The sequence below is a fragment of the Dyella ginsengisoli genome, from assembly GCF_044904665.1.
Lineage (GTDB): Bacteria > Pseudomonadota > Gammaproteobacteria > Xanthomonadales > Rhodanobacteraceae > Dyella_A > Dyella_A ginsengisoli.
The window spans coordinates 448,096-464,823 of the sequence record NZ_JADIKM010000001.1; the positions used below are offsets into that span (position 1 = coordinate 448,096).

General features: G+C 69.2%; 16 protein-coding genes. 9 read left to right on the plus strand and 7 right to left on the minus strand.

Features of this window, described 5'->3' with window-relative positions:
- Window positions 1-39: 39 nt before the first annotated feature.
- The 3 genes from ISP17_RS02060 to rpsU form a co-directional block, all read right to left on the minus strand.
- Complete coding sequence (locus ISP17_RS02060; RefSeq protein WP_404629852.1) at window positions 40-210, minus strand: DUF1328 domain-containing protein; 171 nt, start codon at window positions 208-210, stop codon at window positions 40-42.
- A 111-nt stretch (window positions 211-321) separates the two neighbouring features.
- Entirely contained in the window at window positions 322-768 is a 447-nt protein-coding gene (locus tag ISP17_RS02065; protein ID WP_404629853.1) for a GatB/YqeY domain-containing protein, read from the minus strand.
- A 189-nt stretch (window positions 769-957) separates the two neighbouring features.
- Window positions 958-1,173 (minus strand): 30S ribosomal protein S21, encoded by a 216-nt coding sequence (gene rpsU, locus ISP17_RS02070; RefSeq protein WP_017463750.1) that lies wholly within the window; start codon window positions 1,171-1,173, stop codon window positions 958-960.
- A gap of 54 nt (window positions 1,174-1,227) precedes the next feature.
- Here rpsU and tsaD point away from each other — a divergent pair, with 54 nt between their 5' ends.
- The 5 genes from tsaD (at window position 1,228) to ISP17_RS02095 (ending at window position 5,636) form a co-directional block, all read left to right on the plus strand.
- Window positions 1,228-2,319 (plus strand): tRNA (adenosine(37)-N6)-threonylcarbamoyltransferase complex transferase subunit TsaD, encoded by a 1,092-nt coding sequence (gene tsaD, locus ISP17_RS02075; protein WP_404629854.1) that lies wholly within the window; start codon window positions 1,228-1,230, stop codon window positions 2,317-2,319.
- A gap of 149 nt (window positions 2,320-2,468) precedes the next feature.
- Window positions 2,469-2,828, plus strand: coding sequence for a dihydroneopterin aldolase (gene folB, locus ISP17_RS02080; protein WP_404629855.1), 360 nt, complete (start codon window positions 2,469-2,471; stop codon window positions 2,826-2,828).
- Between the two features lie 124 nt (window positions 2,829-2,952).
- A complete protein-coding gene (locus ISP17_RS02085; protein ID WP_404629856.1) occupies window positions 2,953-4,212 on the plus strand; it encodes a mechanosensitive ion channel family protein in 1,260 nt (419 codons plus the stop codon).
- Between the two features lie 9 nt (window positions 4,213-4,221).
- Window positions 4,222-4,722, plus strand: a complete 501-nt coding sequence (gene folK, locus ISP17_RS02090; protein ID WP_404629857.1) for a 2-amino-4-hydroxy-6-hydroxymethyldihydropteridine diphosphokinase — start codon at window positions 4,222-4,224, stop codon at window positions 4,720-4,722.
- Window positions 4,723-4,781: 59 nt separating this feature from the next.
- Window positions 4,782-5,636, plus strand: coding sequence for a DUF6159 family protein (locus ISP17_RS02095; RefSeq protein ID WP_404629858.1), 855 nt, complete (start codon window positions 4,782-4,784; stop codon window positions 5,634-5,636).
- A 3-nt stretch (window positions 5,637-5,639) separates the two neighbouring features.
- Here the strand turns inward: ISP17_RS02095 and ISP17_RS02100 are convergent, their stop codons facing one another.
- Together ISP17_RS02100 and ISP17_RS02105 are read right to left on the minus strand one after the other, a co-directional pair.
- Window positions 5,640-6,386: a pteridine reductase gene (locus ISP17_RS02100; protein WP_404629859.1), complete on the minus strand. Its 747-nt coding sequence runs from the start codon at window positions 6,384-6,386 to the stop codon at window positions 5,640-5,642.
- Between the two features lie 83 nt (window positions 6,387-6,469).
- Complete coding sequence (locus ISP17_RS02105) at window positions 6,470-7,282, minus strand: hypothetical protein (protein WP_404629860.1); 813 nt, start codon at window positions 7,280-7,282, stop codon at window positions 6,470-6,472.
- Window positions 7,283-7,467: 185 nt separating this feature from the next.
- On the opposite strand from ISP17_RS02105, the gene ISP17_RS02110 reads away from it, so the two are divergent.
- The 3 genes from ISP17_RS02110 (at window position 7,468) to ISP17_RS02120 (ending at window position 11,406) form a co-directional block, all read left to right on the plus strand.
- A complete protein-coding gene (locus tag ISP17_RS02110; RefSeq protein ID WP_404629861.1) occupies window positions 7,468-9,621 on the plus strand; it encodes a TonB-dependent receptor in 2,154 nt (717 codons plus the stop codon).
- Between the two features lie 187 nt (window positions 9,622-9,808).
- Window positions 9,809-11,002 (plus strand): class I SAM-dependent methyltransferase, encoded by a 1,194-nt coding sequence (locus ISP17_RS02115; RefSeq protein ID WP_404629862.1) that lies wholly within the window; start codon window positions 9,809-9,811, stop codon window positions 11,000-11,002.
- Window positions 10,999-11,406, plus strand: a complete 408-nt coding sequence (locus ISP17_RS02120; protein ID WP_404629863.1) for a VanZ family protein — start codon at window positions 10,999-11,001, stop codon at window positions 11,404-11,406. The genes ISP17_RS02115 and ISP17_RS02120 overlap by 4 nt, the downstream gene beginning before the upstream one ends.
- On the opposite strand, the gene ISP17_RS02125 is transcribed toward ISP17_RS02120, so the two are convergent.
- Entirely contained in the window at window positions 11,383-13,581 is a 2,199-nt protein-coding gene (locus tag ISP17_RS02125; RefSeq protein ID WP_404629864.1) for an LTA synthase family protein, read from the minus strand. The genes ISP17_RS02120 and ISP17_RS02125 overlap by 24 nt on opposite strands.
- Before the next feature lie 55 nt (window positions 13,582-13,636).
- Entirely contained in the window at window positions 13,637-14,866 is a 1,230-nt protein-coding gene (locus ISP17_RS02130) for a multifunctional CCA addition/repair protein (protein ID WP_404629865.1), read from the minus strand.
- Window positions 14,867-14,971: 105 nt separating this feature from the next.
- Between ISP17_RS02130 and ISP17_RS02135 the strand changes: the two genes are divergently transcribed.
- A complete protein-coding gene (locus tag ISP17_RS02135; protein WP_404629866.1) occupies window positions 14,972-16,651 on the plus strand; it encodes a trehalase family glycosidase in 1,680 nt (559 codons plus the stop codon).
- Window positions 16,652-16,728 lie beyond the last annotated feature (77 nt).

Below are 16,728 nucleotides of genomic sequence, written 5' to 3' on the forward strand. Positions count from 1 at the left end.
CGCCTGGCGGCGCCTTTTTCGCATCGCGACGGAGCGTGGTCAGAGTATGTGGAATACGCCGATCAAGGCGAGCAGAGCGATCAGGAACAGGATCACGAAGATCGCGAACAGCACCTTGGCGATGGTGGCGGTGGCGCCTGACACGCCGCGGAAACCGAGCAGGCCGGTAACCAGCGAGATGATGGCGAAGATGATGGCCCACTTGAGCATGTGTCACTCCCTGAATTGGTGGCCGCCCAGGGCGGCACGGAATCAACGAGCGTCTTTGTACGGGGCCAGCCGTGAAGGCCGTGCATCAGAAGGGTGCACGGGCCGGTCGCCTCAGCCGGCCAGGCGGGCCTTGATGCGGGCCGAGGCCACGCCCATGTCGGCGCGGCCGGCAGCTTTCGCCTTCACCACGCCGACCACCTTGCCCATGTCGCGGGCCGAGCTGGCGCCGGTCTCGGCGATGGCGGCCTCGATCAGCGCATCCAGTTCGGCCTCGGACAGCTTGCTGGGCAGGTAGGCCTCGATCACGGTGATCTCGGCGCGCTCGACCTCGGCCAGGTCCTCGCGGCCGGCGGCAACGTACTGGCTGATCGAGTCCTTGCGCTGCTTGAGCATCTTTTCCAGCACGGCCAGCACCTGGGCATCGTCCAGCTCCACGCGCTCGTCCACTTCGCGCTGCTTGACCGCGGCGAGCATCAGCCGGATCACCCCGAGCTTGTGCTTGTCGCCGCCGCGCATGGCGGTCTTCATGTCTTCGGTGAGCTGGAGTTTGGTCGACATGGCGGTGGGCTCCGTGGTGCGGCGATGGGAAAGGCACAAACGCACAAGGCCGGCGCTGCGCGGAGCAGCGTCGGCCAGTGTTTGAAGCGTAGCGCAGTGGCGGCGGATCAACGCGCCAGCTGCCGAGGGATCGTGATCGACGCGGAGCGCCGCGATCCGGGCATCCGCACGTGGGCGGACGCGCCTGACTCAGTACAGCCGGGTGCGGCGCGTCGTGTCGCGCGACAGACGGCGCAGGTGACGCTTCACCGCGGCGGCGCGCTTGCGCTTGCGCTCCTGGGTCGGCTTTTCATAGAACTCGCGCTTGCGGGTTTCGGCAAGCACACCGGCCTTCTCGCAGGTACGCTTGAAACGGCGCAGAGCAAGCTCGAACGGCTCGTTCTCGCGAACTTTAACGTTGGGCATGGAATCTCCGGGTGGTAATCTGCCCGTCTGATCGGGCGAGCCGCGAAGTATAACGTGGGTACCACAGAATTTTCAAAGGTGGCCGCGGCAACCGCCGTCACCGGCCCGGTGCTCGGCATCGAGACCTCCTGCGACGAGACCGGCGTGGCCCTGCTGCGCTGGCAGCCGGACGCGCCCGGCGAGGGCCTGCTGGCCCATACCCTGTACAGCCAGATCAAGCTGCATGCCGACTACGGCGGCGTGGTGCCGGAGCTGGCCAGCCGCGACCACGTGCGCAAGCTGCTGCCGCTGGTGCGCGAGACCCTGGCCGCGGCGGGACTGACCCCGCAGGACCTGGGCGGGGTGGCCTACACCGCCGGCCCCGGCCTGGCCGGCGCCCTGCTGGTGGGCGCCTCGGCCGCGCGGGCGATGGCCTGGGCACTGGGCGTACCGGCGATCGGCGTACACCACATGGAGGGCCACCTGCTGGCCCCGCTGCTGGAAGCCGATCCGCCGAAGCCGCCGTTCGTGGCGCTGCTGGTGTCCGGCGGCCACTCGATGCTGGTGGAAGTGGCGGCGATCGGCGACTACCGCATTCTCGGCGACACGCTGGACGACGCCGCCGGCGAAGCCTTCGACAAGACCGCCAAGCTGATGGGCCTGCCGTATCCGGGTGGCCCGGCGCTGGCGGCGCTGGCCGGGCAGGGACGACCGGGCGCGTTCCGCTTCTCCCGCCCGATGACCGATCGCCCCGGCCTGGATTTCAGCTTCTCCGGCCTGAAGACCCAGGTGTTGCTGGCCTGGCAGGCCAGCGACCAGAGCGAGCAGACCCGCGCCGATATCGCCCGCGCGTTCGAGGAGGCGATCGTCGACACGCTGGTGATCAAGTGCCGCCGCGCGCTGGAGGCCAGTGGCGCCACGCGGCTGGTGATCGCCGGCGGCGTGGGCGCCAACCGCCGCCTGCGCGCCGAGCTGGCTGCCGCGGGCGACAAGGACGGCTTCCGCACCTACTTCCCGCGACTGGATTTCTGCACCGACAACGGCGCGATGATCGCGCTGGCCGGCGCGATCCGGCTGGCCCACGGCCAGCATCAGGACGCCACTGTACAGGTGTTCCCGCGCTGGGATCTGGAAAGCCTTAAGGCAGTAGCGAGTGGAGAGGAGTGAGAAGTGAGGGAAGGCAGTGCTGGACGACCCTCTGCTCCCTCTCACTCCTCACTCCTCACTCCTCTCCACTCACTTCTCGCTCACCGCTCTTCGTCTCCTGCGGCAGCGGGCCGCTTGCGCCGCCGCGCGCGGTGCCCGACGCTAGCGCGATGGATATCGTCTTTATCGAAGACCTGCGCATCGACACCGTCATCGGCATCTATGACTGGGAGCGGCGGGTGCGTCAGACGTTGTCGTTCGACATCGAGATGGCGTTCGACAACACGCGCCCCGCGGCCACCGACAACATCGCCGACACGCTCAACTACAAGGACGTGTCCAAGCGGCTGATCGCCTATGTGGGCGAGTCCAGCTTTGGCCTGGTGGAAACGCTGGCCGAGCGCTGCGCGGCGATCATCCGCGAGGAGTTCGGCGTGAGCTGGGTGCGGCTGAAGCTGTCCAAGCCCGGCGCGGTGCGCGGGGCGAAGTCGGTCGGCGTGCGGATCGAGCGGGGCGTCCGGCCGCAGTAGGGCGGCCTGTTAGCATGCAAGGCTACCGCGCGCGCTGAGGCCGAGCCTCGCGCGCTTGCCCACGACTGCCGCTGCGCCATGCGCCCCTGGGCCCGGCGCGGCCTGCACGAGGAGACCCTTCGTCTTGGATTCCCTGCCCGACTGGGCCCGCACGCCCGTTATGCACAGCGCCATGGCCGCCGTCGCCTTGCTGTTGGTGGCGTGGCTGGTCGGCCTGCTGGCGCGGCTGATCCTGTTCCGCGTAGTGCGGGCGATGGCTGTGCGCACAGTGTGGAAGTGGGACGACGAGCTGTTCCGCGCGGGCGTGTTCCGCTGGATCGCGCGGCTGGTGCCCGCGGTCGTGGTGCAGTTCGGCGTGTCGCTGGTGCCGGACCTGCCGCCCGAGGTGACGCGCCTCGTGGGCAACCTGGCGCTGGGCCTGATGGTGCTGTTCCTGGTGATGGCGCTGAGCGCCGCGCTCACCGCCATGGAAACCATGTACCGCGCCACGCCGGGCAGTGCGCAGCGGCCGATCAAGGGCGTGGTGCAGCTGGGCAAGCTGCTGCTGTTCATCGTCGGCGTGCTGGTGATCATCGGTACCGTGACCGACAAGAAGATCGGCCTGCTGCTGTCGGGCTTGGGCGCGATGTCGGCGGTGCTGATCCTGGTGTTCAAGGACACCATCCTGGGTTTCGTTGCCGGCATCCAGCTCGCCTCCAACGACATGCTGCGCGTCGGCGACTGGATCACCATGCCTGGTGCGGGCGCCGACGGCGACGTCATCGACATCACGCTGTACACGGTGAAGGTGCGCAACTTCGACCGCACCATCGTCACCATCCCCACCTGGAAGCTGATTTCCGAGAGCTACCAGAACTGGCGCGGCATGGCCGAGTCGGGCGGGCGGCGGATCAAGCGCGCGCTGCTGATCGACGCGGCCACCGTGCATTTCCTCGACGCCGAAGGACTGGAGCGGCTGGGCCGCTTCCGCCTGCTGCGCGACTACCTCGGCGCCAAGCACACCGAGCTGGCCGAGTGGAACCGCAGCCTGGGTGAGGCCGGCGAGCAGGCGGTGAACCGGCGCCGGCTGACCAACCTGGGCAGCTTCCGCGCCTACGTCACCGCTTACTTGAGCGAGCACCCGCGGATCCATCACCAGATGACCTGCATGGTGCGGCAGCTGGAAAGCCACGCGCAGGGCATCCCGCTGGAGCTGTACTGCTTCACCAACACCACCGACTGGGCTGCCTACGAAGGCATCCAGAGCGACATCTTCGATCACCTCTACGCGCTGCTGCCCGAGTTCGGGCTGGCGCTGTACCAGCCGCCGACGGGGAACGACCTGCGCGTGGGGCTGGGCGCGGCGCTGCGGGGCGGCGATCATCCGCTACCCGCCCTTGCCTGAGACTGATCCATGGCCCGTGTCTACCTGAGCCTCGGCTCCAACGTCGAGCCGCGGCGCCATCTGATCGCCGCACTGGACGAGCTGCGCGCGCGCTTCGGTGCGCTGGCGGTGTCGCCGGCGTACCGCACCCGGTCGGTGGGTTTCGACGGCGCGGACTTCGTGAACCTCGCGGTCGGCCTGGATACCGACCTGTCGCCGCAGGATCTCAACGACTGGCTGCACGCGCTGGAAGATCGCCACGGCCGCCGTCGCGACGTGCCGCGGTTTTCCGATCGCACGCTGGACCTGGACATCGTGTTCTACGACCGCCTGGTCACCGAGGGCCCGGGCCACCTGCAGATTCCGCGCGACGAACTGAAGCACGCCTTCGTGCTGCGGCCGATCGCCGACATCGCGCCGCAGTTCGCCCATCCGGTCACCGGCCGCACCATGGCCGAGCTGTGGGCCGCGTTCCCGGCGGATACGGCGCCGATGACGGTCGAGTCCTGGCTGGAGCCAGTCCCCGGCTGATCTTCCCCGCGCGGCCGCGCTGCGCCACCATGGCGGCTCCACAAGGGGAGGGGGAAACCATGGGCAAGTTTGCGCGCAGCTGGGAACTGATGAAGGCCAGCGCCGGGGTGTTGCGGTCGGACAAGTCGCTGTTGGTATTTCCGCTGCTGTCGGGCATCTGCAGCCTGGTGGTGATGGCCAGCTTCCTGATCCCGGTGGCCAGCATGACGATCGAGGGTGAGCGGCTGGGCGTGCACTACCAGCACGGGCTGTCTACGGCGTCGTGGACGCTGCTGTTCTTCTTCTACCTCGTGCAGTACTTCGTGATCTTCTTTTTCAACACCGCGCTGGCCGGCGTGGCGCTCAAGCGCCTGCGCGGCGAGGCGGCTAGCGTGAGCGAGGGGCTGGCGCTGGCCGGTTCGCGCTTCGGCGCCATTCTCGGTTACGCGCTGATCGCCGCCACCGTGGGCTTGCTGCTGCGCATGGTGCAGGAGCGACTGGGACTGATCGGCCGCTTCATCGTGGGCCTGATCGGGCTGGCGTGGACGGTGGCCACGTTCCTGGTGGTGCCGGTGCTGGCCGGCGAAGGTGTCGGCCCGGTGGAGGCGGTGCAGCGTTCGGTGGAACTGCTGCGCCGCACCTGGGGCGAAAACCTGATCGGCAACGCCGGGCTCAGCGTGGTGTTCGGGGTGATCGGCTTCGTGTTCGTGCTGGCGTCGGCCGTGCTGGTGGGCGGCGCGTTCGCGACGCACTCGATCACCGCGGTGGTGGCGGCGATCGGCATCGTGGTGCTGGGGTTCATCGCGCTGGCGCTGGTGCAGTCCTCGCTGCAGGGCATCTACGCCGCGGCGCTGTATCGCTATGCGGAGGAAGGCGAGGCCGGCACCGGTTTCCCGCCGGGCCTGCTGGAACAGGCGTTCCGCAGCAAGAGCTGAGCGTCACACCGACAGCGTGCGCCCGCCGTCGATGCGGATCACCTGGCCGGTCACGAAGGGGGCGTCGCGCAGCAGCCACAGCACGGCGCTGGCGACGTCCTCGGGGGTGCCGGCGCGCTTGAGCGGCGTGCGTTCGAGCATCGCCTGCTTGTCGTCGTAGGCCTTGCCCTCGCTGGGCCACATCACCGCACCGGGCGCCACCGCGTTGACCCGCACCTGCGGGCCCAGATCCAGCGCCAGCGCGCGGGTCATCGCCAGCAGTGCGGCCTTGGCCATGCAGTAGATCGGATGGTTGGCCAGCGGCCGCTCGGCGTAGATGTCCACCAGGTTCACGATGGCCCCCCCGGCCTGCCGCAGCGCGGGCGTGGCCGCCTGCGCGAGGAAGAACGGCGCCTGCGCGTTGGAGGCGAACAGCTCGTCCCATTGCGCGGGCGTGGCACTGCCCACCGGCGTGGGATAGAACGCCGAGGCGTTGTTGACCAGCGCATCGAGCCGGCCGTAGCGGGCGAGCACGTTGCCCACCAGTACCGGCAGCGCGTCGAGTTCGGCCAGCTCGCCGTGCACCAGGGTCGTGCTGTCCGCGCGCTGCTGCTCCAGCTCCTCGGCGAGGGCCTGGGCGGCGTCGGCCGAGTGGCGGTAATGCAGGGCGAGGTCGTAGCCCGCCCCGTGCAGGGTGCGGGCGATCACCGCACCCACGCGGCGGCCGGCTCCGGTGATCAGGACGACGGGGCGCGGATGCGACGGGCTCATGGGCGGTTCCGAAGGTGGGACGACAGCGCAGCTTGCCGCAACATCGATGACAGGTCATCGGGGTGCGGCAGCGTGGGCGACCGTCAGGCGTTCGAAGGTGGCGTCTTGCGCTTGCGCGCGGCCTTGCGTTCGCCGGCCTCGTTGACCGCCTTCGCCACGCCGCGCACGGTCCTGGCCACCGCCTTGTCGATGGCCGCGCCGGCCGCCTTGCGCACGGTCCTGGCAGGTTTGTTTTCCACGGCAGGCGCGGTGGGCGTGGCCTCGGCTTCGTGCACCACCTCGCTGCTGAACAGTTCGATCGCGGTCGCCGCCACCTGCCCGGTGTCGTAGTACGCATACGCGCCCACGCCCAGCGCACCGACCACCGGCAGCCAGCGCGCCAGGCCCTTGCCCGCGGCGCGCTGGCCGATCTTCACACCGACCTGCTTGGCGATGCGCTCCACCACCGCGTACGACACGCGCCGGAACAGCAGCCGGTCGCCCATGCGCACCACCAGGTCGCGGAACGCCTGCGCCGCGGTGTGGCGGAACAGACACCACAGCATCTGCTCGCGCCCCAGCGTGGCTTGCCTGCCGTAGGCGGCGGCGATGTCGCTGACCATCTGCGCCTGGATGCGCCAGATCGCAATCAGCTCCGGCAGCACGGTGAGCCAGCCCAGCGGGCCCGGCGGCAGCGCCAGCGATCCGGCGGTAAGCGCCGCACGCTGCGCCGCGCGCTGGCCGAGCTGGCGCGCCTCGGCATGCGGGTCGACGCTGCTGCCCACCTTGCTCGGCGGGATCTGGCTGACGAAATCGAGAATTGCCTGGGTGACCCGGCTGTGATCCACCGGCGCGATCACCGCCGGAACCTGGGGGCTGCCGGTCGAGGTGGAGGACGTCTTGCGCGAGGAAGCCATGGGCTCGGACCGGTGCGGGGAGGGCATTCGAGTCTAGGTGCCGGGCGTGAAGGCCGCCTCAAGGACGTGGGGCTGGCCAGTGTCCCCGAGCGGTCGTGACTTCCGGCCTACGACGCCGGTCCGTCGTTGTTAGTAATGTTATAACATAGCAATCACGACACCTCCCCCACGCACCGGATTACCCGATGAAGCCAAACCTGCTCGCTGCCAGTCTCGCGCTGGCCTTCGTTGCCATGCCGACGCTTGCCGCCACCCAAGTGCCGGCCGACGGCGCGCCGCCGGCCGATACAGACGCCGCGCAGCACGCCAGGCCCGTCAAGAATCTGGGCGCGGTCTCGGTTTCCGCGGCGCTCGACCAGGCGCGCAACGCGTTGTCGCCCGACACGGGTTCGAGCCAGTACGTAATCGACCAGAAGGCCATCGCGCAGCTGCCGCTGGGTGACGCCACGCCGGTGAACCAGGTGCTGCTGCAGGCGCCGGGCGTGGTGCAGGACTCCTACGGCGGCCTGCACGTGCGCGGCGACCACGCCAACCTGCAGTACCGCATCAACGGCGTGATCATCCCCGAGTCGATCTCCGGCTTCGGCCAGACGCTGGACACCCGCACCATCAACACCATCAAGCTGCTCGACGGCGCGCTGCCGGCGCAGTACGGCCTGCGTACCGCGGCCGTGGTGGACATCACCACCCGCAACGGCCACCAGCTCGGCAACGGCGGCAGCGTGGGCATCACCGGCGGCTCGTTCGGCACGCTCAACCCCAATGCCTCGATCTGGGGCAGCACCGATCGCTGGAGCTGGTTCCTCACCGCCAATTATCTGGAGAGCGACGTCGGGGTGGAGAATCCGACCGCCAGCCGCAAGCCGATCCACGACCACACCAACCAGGTCAAGGCGTTCGGCGACATCTCCTACCTGATCGACAACGACACGCGCCTGAGCTTCCTGTTCGGCGCCGCCAACAGCCGCTTCCAGATTCCCAACAATCCCGGCCAGCAGCCCAGCTTCGGATATCTGGACACGGCGGACTTCAACTCGGCCCTGCTCGATGAGCGCCAGCGTGAGACCACCCGCTTCGGCGTGCTCTCGCTGCAGGGCAAGGCGGCCGGTACCGACTACCAGGTGTCGCTCGGCCAGCGCTATTCCAGCCTCGAATTCACGCCGGACCTGATCGGCGACCTGATGTTCAACGGCGTCGCCTCGACCATCGATCGCAGCAACCGCGCCAGCACGCTGCAGGCCGATTTCGCCACCCCGCTGGGCGATCGCCACACCCTGCGCTACGGCGTCTACGGCAGCTTCGAACGCGCGCCCAGCAGCAACAATGCGTATGTGTTCCCGGCGAACGCCGACGGCAGCCAGGCCAGCACCACGCCGATCCACATCCTCGACGGCAACCGGCTGACCGCCAAGACCTGGTCGGCCTACGTGCAGGACGAATGGAGCATCGGCGACAAGCTCACCGTGAACTATGGCCTGCGCGGCGATGAGTACAAGGCGTTCCGCACCGAGAGCCAGCTCAGCCCGCGCCTGGGCGCGGTCTACCAGGCCACCGACTCCACCGTGCTGCACGCCGGCTACTCGCGCTACTTCACGCCGCCAGCGACCGAGGCGATCACCACCTCCAATATCGCCAAGTTCGACGGCACCACCAACGCGCTGCCGGACAACGGCAACAACACGCCGCTGGCCGAACGCAGCGACTACTTCGACGTGGGCGTCTCGCAGAACGTGGGGCCGAACCTCACGCTGGGCGTGGACGCCTATTACCGCAAGGTGCAGCGCCTGCAGGACGAGGGCCAGTTCGGCGCCGCGCTGGTGTATTCCACCTTCAACTACGCCCGCGGCCGCATCAAGGGCGTGGAGTTCACCGCCAATTACGCCAATGGTCCGCTCAGTGCCTACTTCAACCTCTCGGCCAGCCGGGCGATCGGCAACCGGGTGATCACCAGCCAGTACAACTTCGCGGCGGACGACCTGGCCTACGTGGCCAACCACTGGATCTTCCTCGACCACGACCAGGCGTACTCCTCGTCCGGCGGCGTCAGCTACGCGCTCGACGCGGGCACCCGCGTGGGCGCCGACTACCTGTTCGGCAGCGGCCTGCGCAAGGACGGCAGCGTGCCGAACGGCGCCTCGCTGCCGGCCTACTTCCAGCTCAACCTGAGCCTTTCGCACGACTTCCAGTTCGAGACCACCGGCACGCTGCACACGCAGCTGGCGCTGATCAACGCGCTCGACCGCACCTACCAGATCCGCGACGGCAGCGGCATCGGCGTGGGCGCACCGCAGTTCGGCCCGCGTCGCGGCGTGTACCTCACCGTGCAGAAGGATTTCTGATCCCCCCGCTTGCCGCGTCACGACGATGGGCTCTCCCCTCCCTCGGTCGTCGTGACGCGGTCAAGCACCTATGCGGCATCCGTACGCACGACCGCCCGCGTTACGTCGCCATCCGGTCAGCAACGGCGCACGGCGCTGCCCGCCCGAGCCGCTATCCTTGCGCGCGTTCTCCCCGAGCGACGCACGCATGCACAACCGACTTCCCGAACCGTCCGCCGACGAACGCGCGCACTCCGATCGCCTGCTCGCACAGCTGCGCGAGCACATCGCCGCGCACGGGCCGATGCCGTTCGCGCAGTACATGGAGCGCTGCCTCTACGCGCCCGGGCTGGGCTACTACAGCGCCGGCGCGACCAAGTTCGGCGAGGCCGGCGATTTCATCACCGCGCCCGAACTCGGCGAGCTGTTCGCGCGCTGCGTGGTGCACGCGGTGCGAGGAACACTCGCGCAGCTGGGCGAGGCGGCCGAGTTCCTCGAGCTTGGCGCGGGCAGTGGCGCCTTCGCCGAAGCCGCGCTGCGCGCCATGCACGAGGCCGATACCCTGCCGCGCCGCTACGCCATCCTCGAACCCAGCGCCGACCTGCGCGAGCGCCAGCGCAGCCGCCTGACCGCCACGCTCCCGCCCGACGTCGCCGCGCGCGTGCACTGGCTCGACCGGCCACCGACGGATCCATGGCGGGGCGTGCTGTTCGCCAACGAGGTGATCGATGCGCTGCCCGCCACCCGCTTCGCGATCCGCGCCGGCGAGGTGCGGGAAGAGTGCGTGGGCCTGGGCGAGAACGGTCGCCTGGTGCGCGAGGATCGCCCCGCCGACGCCGCGCTCGTCACTGCCGTGCGCCAGCTTGAAAGCGAGCTCGGTGCGCCGTTCGAGGACGGTTACCGCTCCGAGCTGCTGCCGCAGCTGGCGGCCTGGCTGCAGGCGATCGCCGGCACGCTGGAGGCCGGGCTGATGCTGTTCGTCGACTACGGCTACACCCGCCGCGAGTTCTATCTGCCCGAGCGTCGCGACGGCACGCTGATGGCGCACTACCGCCACCGCAGCCACGCCGATCCGCTGTACCTGCCCGGCCTCAACGACCTCACCGCTTCGGTGGATTTCAGCGCACTGGCCAAGGCCGGTGTGCGCGCCGGCTTTGCCCTCGCGAGCTACCTGCCGCAGTCCGCGTTCCTGCTCGGTGCCGGCCTGCCGCAGGCGTTCGAGGCGGCCTACGCGAACGCACCGGACGAGGCGGCGCGCTATCGCCTCGCCCAGCAGGTGAAGCGGCTCACCCTGCCCGAGCAGATGGGCGAGCGCTTCCAGGCCATGCTGTTCGCCCGCGGGCTCGATCCGCTGCCGCTGCCCGCGGACCTCACCGACGGCGACCACGCCGCACGCCTGTGATCGCCGCTCCCGACCGCCTGCAATTCCATTGCACCTGGGTGGCGCTGGGCGCGCTGGTGATGGCGTGGACGCTGTGGATGGCGTTGCGCCCGGACCCGGGCATCACGCTTGCCGTGCCGGACGGCGACAAGCTGCTGCACGCGTTCGCCTTCACCTGCCTGATGGGCTGGTGGGGCAACGTCTACGCCGATCGCCGCAGCCGCATCGGCGCGGCGCTGGTCTGCCTCGCCTTCGGAGTGTTCATCGAGTTCGCGCAGTGGCTCGATCCACCGCGCGATGCCGATCCGTTCGATGTGCTTGCCGACGCGGTCGGCATCGCGCTGGCCGGGCTGCTGCTGCGCACGCCGCTCGCCCGCGTACTGGCGAGCGGCGAGGCGTGGTTAGGGCGTCGCCGCAGCAGCTGAGGTGGCCGGCGCGGGCGTTGCACTGCTGGCGGCCGGTGCCGGCATCGGCTCGGCGGGGCTGACCGGCGTGGCGTCCTCCGGCCGGCGCGCCAGCTCGCCGTGCTTGAACAGGTTCGCGGCCACCTGGTAATAGGCGATGGCATCGTTCACCAGCGCGTTGTTCACCGGCGCGGCGGGCTTGGCGTCGCCCGTCTCGAAGTCGGGGATCAGCTGCTCCATCTTGCGGCCCGGCTCCAGTGCGGTGAGCACGTTGTGGCGCAGGTAGCCGAGCTTCTCGTAGGTGGCCGGGAACGCACGCTCGCGGCCGGGTTCGAGCTGGAACACGTCGTAGCCGAAGAAACGGCTGCGGTAGCTGAAGTGCAGCAGGCCGAGCAGGGTCGGCGGGATGTCGATCTGCGCGGTGAGGCGCTCGACCTTGCGCGGCGCGATGTGCGCCGGCGCGTAGATCCACAGTGGGATGTGGTAGCGGTTGATCGGGATGCTCGACTTGCCCGCGCTGGCGGCGTCGTGGTCGGCGGTGATCACGAATACGGTGTCGTTGAAGTACGGCTTGTCCTTGGCGCGCTTGAGGAAGTCGCCGATCGACCAGTCGGTGTACGCCACCGCGCCCGCGCGTGAACCCTGCGGGAAGTCCACCCGCCCGTCCGGGAAGGTGTACGGCCGGTGGTTGGAGGTGGTCATGATGTGCAGGAAGAACGGCTTGCCCTGCGCATGCACCTGGTCCATCTGCGCCAGCGCCATGGTGAACAGGTCTTCGTCGGAAACGCCCCACACGTTCTCGTGGTGGATCGTGGCGTTCTTGGGGAAGTCCTTGCGATCCACCGCCAGGTAGCCGTTGTGGCTGAAGAAGTAGTTCATGTTGTCGAAGTAGCCGTAGCCACCGTAGACGAACTCCGACACATAGCCGCGATCGTTGAAGATGTCCGCAAGCGAGAACAGGTTCTCGTTGTTCTTCATCTTGATCACCGAGTCGCCCGGCGTCGGCGGCACCGACAGCGACAGCGCCTCGAGCCCGCGCACCGTGCGTGTGCCGTTGGCGTAGACGTTCTCGAAGAACAGGCTGTTGTTGGACAGCGCGTCCAGCTGCGGCGTGAGGCCTTCCTTGTTGCCGAACACGCCCAGGTAGTCGGCCGAGAGGCTTTCCACGCTGATCAGCACCACGTTGAGGTGCTGCTCCGGGCCGGGATTGCGGATGGCGCGGGTGAGGTCATGCGGGTTGTTGTTGAGGTAGGTCGCCTCGGGCGTCTTCAACAGCTCGCGCACGCGGGTGTAGGCCTCGGTTTCCGGCAGGGTGCGGTAGAACTTGGCGTAGTCGAGGTGGCTGGAGCGGAACGCGGCGAAGAACTGGAAGATGCCGTTGCCGGCCAGCTCGTTGACGTAGTTGTTGGACGTGCGGTCCTTCATGTCGGCGGTGATGCCGGCGGTCACCGCCACGCTCAGCACCAGCCACACCGCGGCCAGCGCGCTGCGCTGGGCGAAGCGGGTGCCGGCATCGCGCTGGTGCACGCGCCGGCGGGTGGCCCACAGCACGATCACCGCCACCGCCGCCAGCAGCGCCAGCCAAGTGCCGATCGGATACGACTCGCGGATGTTGCCGATCACCTCGGTGGTGTAGACGAGGTAGTCCACCGCGATGAAGTTGAAGCGCACGCCGAACTCCTGCCAGAACACCAGCTCCGACGCCGCCACGAACAGCAGGCCGAACAGCAGCGCCAGGCACAGGCCGTACAGGTAGCCGCGGCCGCTGCTGCGGTTGTACGCCAGCGCGGGCAGCGGCAGCAGGTAGATCACCACGATCGCCAGCGGCCACACCTCGTGCAGGCTGGCCTTCCAGATCAGGTGCAGCACGCCCCAGCACAGCGCGAAGCCGGCCAGCAGCGCGCCGATCCACGCCAGCCAGCGGCCGGGGCTGCGCACCGCCGGCCGGTCGGTCGGCACGATCCACAGGAACAGCACCAGCGGCCAGGCCACGTAGACGAAGGTGAGCAGGTCCGATATCGCGCCGACGCCGAAGGCGTAGAGGTAGTTGAGCGGGTTGGGCGACACACCGCGACCGGTCATCACCAACAGCGCGATCCGGGTGACCACGCCGATCAGCAGATAGGCGGCAGCCAGCCAGCCGAGGGGACGCAACCGCTGGCGCAGCGGCGAGGGCGAACGGAAGCTCAGGGACACGGGCAACTCCGGCAGATCGTGGCGCGGCAGCCAAAGGCAGCGCCGCGGGAAAGGGCTAGATGCTAGCGAGTTTCACGTCAGCAATCGCTTTGACGCGGGCCGCCTCCATCGCGGCGCCGACCGCGGGGCCCTGCAGTCCGTCGGCGATGAACGGCGCAGCCTGCACCGCCACGGCCGCGGCGCAGGCCTGGCGCAGATAGTCGGCCGGCGGGTAGTCGTCCTCGGCGTGGCCCAGCCGGCCGCGCTTGTCGGCCCAGCAGGCGGCGAGGAACGTGTCCAGCCGCGCCGGCCGGCGCAGCGCGTCCAGCGCGGTGAGCAGCTTGAGCACGGTGGCCGGCTTGAGCTCCAGCGCGCGGTGCGCGTTGAGGTGTTCGCGGCACACCAGTTCGGCCAGCGCCGCATGCTCGGTGGGCACCTTCAGCCGCGCCGACAGCGCGCGAACGCGCGGCACGCCGGCATGCTCGTGGCCGATGTGGCGCGGCAGCGCGTCAGTCGGCGTCAGCGCCTTGCCGAGGTCGTGGCACAGCGCGCAGTAGCCCACCAGGTCGTCGCCCGGCGCAATCGCGGCGGCCGCATCCAGCACCAGCTCCATGTGGATGCCGGTGTCGATTTCCGGATGAAACTCGGCACGCTGCGGCACGCCGTACAGCGCGTCGATCTCGGGAAACAGCACAGACAGCGCACCGCTCTGGCGCAGCACGCGCAGGAACGCCGACGGCTGCATCTCGGCCAGCGCCTTGCGCGTCTCCGCCCACACGCGCTCGGGCACCAGGTGATCCACCTCGCCGTCGACCACCATCTGCTGCATCAGTGCCATTGTCTCCGGCGCCACGCTGAAGCCCAGCGGCGCGAAGCGCGCGGCGAAACGGGCCACACGCAGCAGGCGCACCGGATCCTCGACAAAGGCCGGCGACACGTGGCGCAGCACGCGCGCCTCGAGATCGCGCACGCCGCCGTAGGGATCGACCAGCGCGCCGGCCTCGTCCTGCGCGATGGCGTTGATGGTGAGGTCGCGCCGCGCCAGATCCTCCTCCAGCGTCACCGAGGGCTCGGCGTGGAAGGCGAAGCCGTGGTAGCCGCGACCGGTCTTGCGCTCGGTGCGCGCCAGCGCGTATTCCTCGCCGGTCTGCGGATGCAGGAACACCGGGAAATCCTTGCCCACCGGGCGATAGCCCAGCGCCAGCAGCTCCTCCGGCCGCGCGCCGACCACCACGTGATCGCGGTCGACCACGGGACGACCGAGCAGGTGATCGCGGACGGCGCCGCCGACGAGGTAGCTGTGCATGCCGCCATTCTGCCATGCGCGCCTTTCACGCCTCTGCCACGGCGGGCGCGCTGCACGGGCGCTATGCTCGAACGGGTCCGTCGCCGCCATCGAAGGTTTCTTGCGATGATCCGTCCGCTCCGTTCCGTCCTTGCCGTCACGCTGTTCGCAGCCGCCTTCGCCGGCGCCGCCGCGACCCACGCGCCCGATCCGGCCCGCACCCGCGCCTACATCGACCATGCGTGGAGCACGCTCACCCGCGCTACCGACGACTGCGCCTCGCTGGTCGATCCGAAGGTGGCCACCGAGCCGGTGCTCTACCTGCCCGCCGACGTGCCGATGCCGACCGCGCTCGCCGCCACGCAGCAGCGCTGCAAGGTGGACGTGCGCCGGCTGCCGCAGCCGGTCACCGCGCTCGGCCAGATCGACGCGCGCACGCTGCCGACGCAGGGCCTGCTCTACCTGCCGCATCCGTATGTGGTGCCCGGCGGCATGTTCAACGAGATGTACGGCTGGGACAGCTACTTCATCGTGCTCGGGCTGGTGGCCGATCACCGCGCGGCGCTGGCGCGCGGCATGGTGGAGAACTTCCTCTACGAGATCGACCACTACGGCGGCGTGCTCAACGCCAACCGCACCTACTACTTCAGCCGTTCGCAGCCGCCGTTCCTCACCGCGATGATGCGCGCGGTGCTGGACGACCGCGCCAGCTTTCCCGATGCGGATGCGGCTGCAGCGTGGCTGCGCGCGGCCTATCCGCTGGCGGTGAAGGATCACGCGATCTGGACCAGCGCCGCGCATCGCGCCGGCGACACCGGCCTGGCCCGCTACATGGACCTGGGCACCGGCCCGGTACTGGAGCATCGCAACGCCGATTACCTCAAGGGCGTGATCGGCTATCTGCTCAAGCATCCGGCAAAGAACCGCGGCTATCTGGTGAAGGCCAGCGAGCATCCCGATGCCGCCGAGGCGGCGCGGCTGAAGACCGCCAGCTGCGACCTCGCCGCGTCACGCGTCTGCGCCGATGCCTGGGCCGATGGCTACCGGCTCAGCGCCGACTACTACGCCGGCGACCGCGCCATGCGCGAATCCGGCTTCGACACCAACTTCCACTTCGGCCCGTACGGCGCCGCGACCCACCATTACGCGGCGGTGGGCCTCAACAGCCTGCTGTACCGCTACGAGCGCGACCTGCACGATTTCGCGCTGCGGCTGGGCAAGCCCGACGAGGCGGCGCAGTGGGCCAAGCTGGCCGAGGCTCGCAAGGCCGCCATCAACAAATACCTGTGGCGGGCCGATCGCGGCCTGTTCATGGACTACGACACCACCACCGGCAAGCCTTCCGACGAGCCGTACCTCACCACCTTCTATCCGCTGTGGGCCGGCCTCGCCACGCCCGCGCAGGCCAAGGCCGTGCGCGATCACCTGGCGCTGTTCGAGCGCAAGGGCGGCCTGGCGATGAGCGGCGACGCCAGCGGCGCGCAGTGGGATGAACCGTTCGGCTGGGCGCCGACCAACTGGCTGGCGGTGCGGGGGCTGGACGACTACGGCTTCCATGACGACGCGCGGCGCCTCGCCGGCAAATTCACCGGCACCGTCGACCGCAGCCTCGCCGCCGACGGCACCATCCGCGAGAAATACAACATGGTCAGCGGCAACGCGGACGTGCGCATCACGGCCGGCTACACCGACAACGTGATCGGCTTCGGCTGGACCAACGGCGTGTATCTGAAACTGGGCGAGCTACTGGCCGAGCCCGCCGTGGCCCGTACCGGCAAGGACGCCGCGGAGGCCGCGGCGCATTGATGCAGCCGCGGCGCGACTGATCAGGAACATGAGCCGTCATTCCCGTGCCCGGGAATGACGGCTCGAAGCCGTTCGAA

Coding starts and splice junctions, on each gene's coding strand:
- ISP17_RS02060 (WP_404629852.1), bottom strand. CDS start 210: ATGCTCAAGTGGGCCATCATCTTCGCCATCATCTCGCTGGTTACCGGC.
- ISP17_RS02065 (WP_404629853.1), bottom strand. CDS start 768: ATGTCGACCAAACTCCAGCTCACCGAAGACATGAAGACCGCCATGCGC.
- rpsU (WP_017463750.1), bottom strand. CDS start 1,173: ATGCCCAACGTTAAAGTTCGCGAGAACGAGCCGTTCGAGCTTGCTCTG.
- folB (WP_404629855.1), top strand. CDS start 2,469: ATGGATATCGTCTTTATCGAAGACCTGCGCATCGACACCGTCATCGGC.
- folK (WP_404629857.1), top strand. CDS start 4,222: ATGGCCCGTGTCTACCTGAGCCTCGGCTCCAACGTCGAGCCGCGGCGC.
- ISP17_RS02095 (WP_404629858.1), top strand. CDS start 4,782: ATGGGCAAGTTTGCGCGCAGCTGGGAACTGATGAAGGCCAGCGCCGGG.
- ISP17_RS02100 (WP_404629859.1), bottom strand. CDS start 6,386: ATGAGCCCGTCGCATCCGCGCCCCGTCGTCCTGATCACCGGAGCCGGC.
- ISP17_RS02105 (WP_404629860.1), bottom strand. CDS start 7,282: ATGGCTTCCTCGCGCAAGACGTCCTCCACCTCGACCGGCAGCCCCCAG.
- ISP17_RS02110 (WP_404629861.1), top strand. CDS start 7,468: ATGAAGCCAAACCTGCTCGCTGCCAGTCTCGCGCTGGCCTTCGTTGCC.
- ISP17_RS02115 (WP_404629862.1), top strand. CDS start 9,809: ATGCACAACCGACTTCCCGAACCGTCCGCCGACGAACGCGCGCACTCC.
- ISP17_RS02130 (WP_404629865.1), bottom strand. CDS start 14,866: ATGCACAGCTACCTCGTCGGCGGCGCCGTCCGCGATCACCTGCTCGGT.
- ISP17_RS02135 (WP_404629866.1), top strand. CDS start 14,972: ATGATCCGTCCGCTCCGTTCCGTCCTTGCCGTCACGCTGTTCGCAGCC.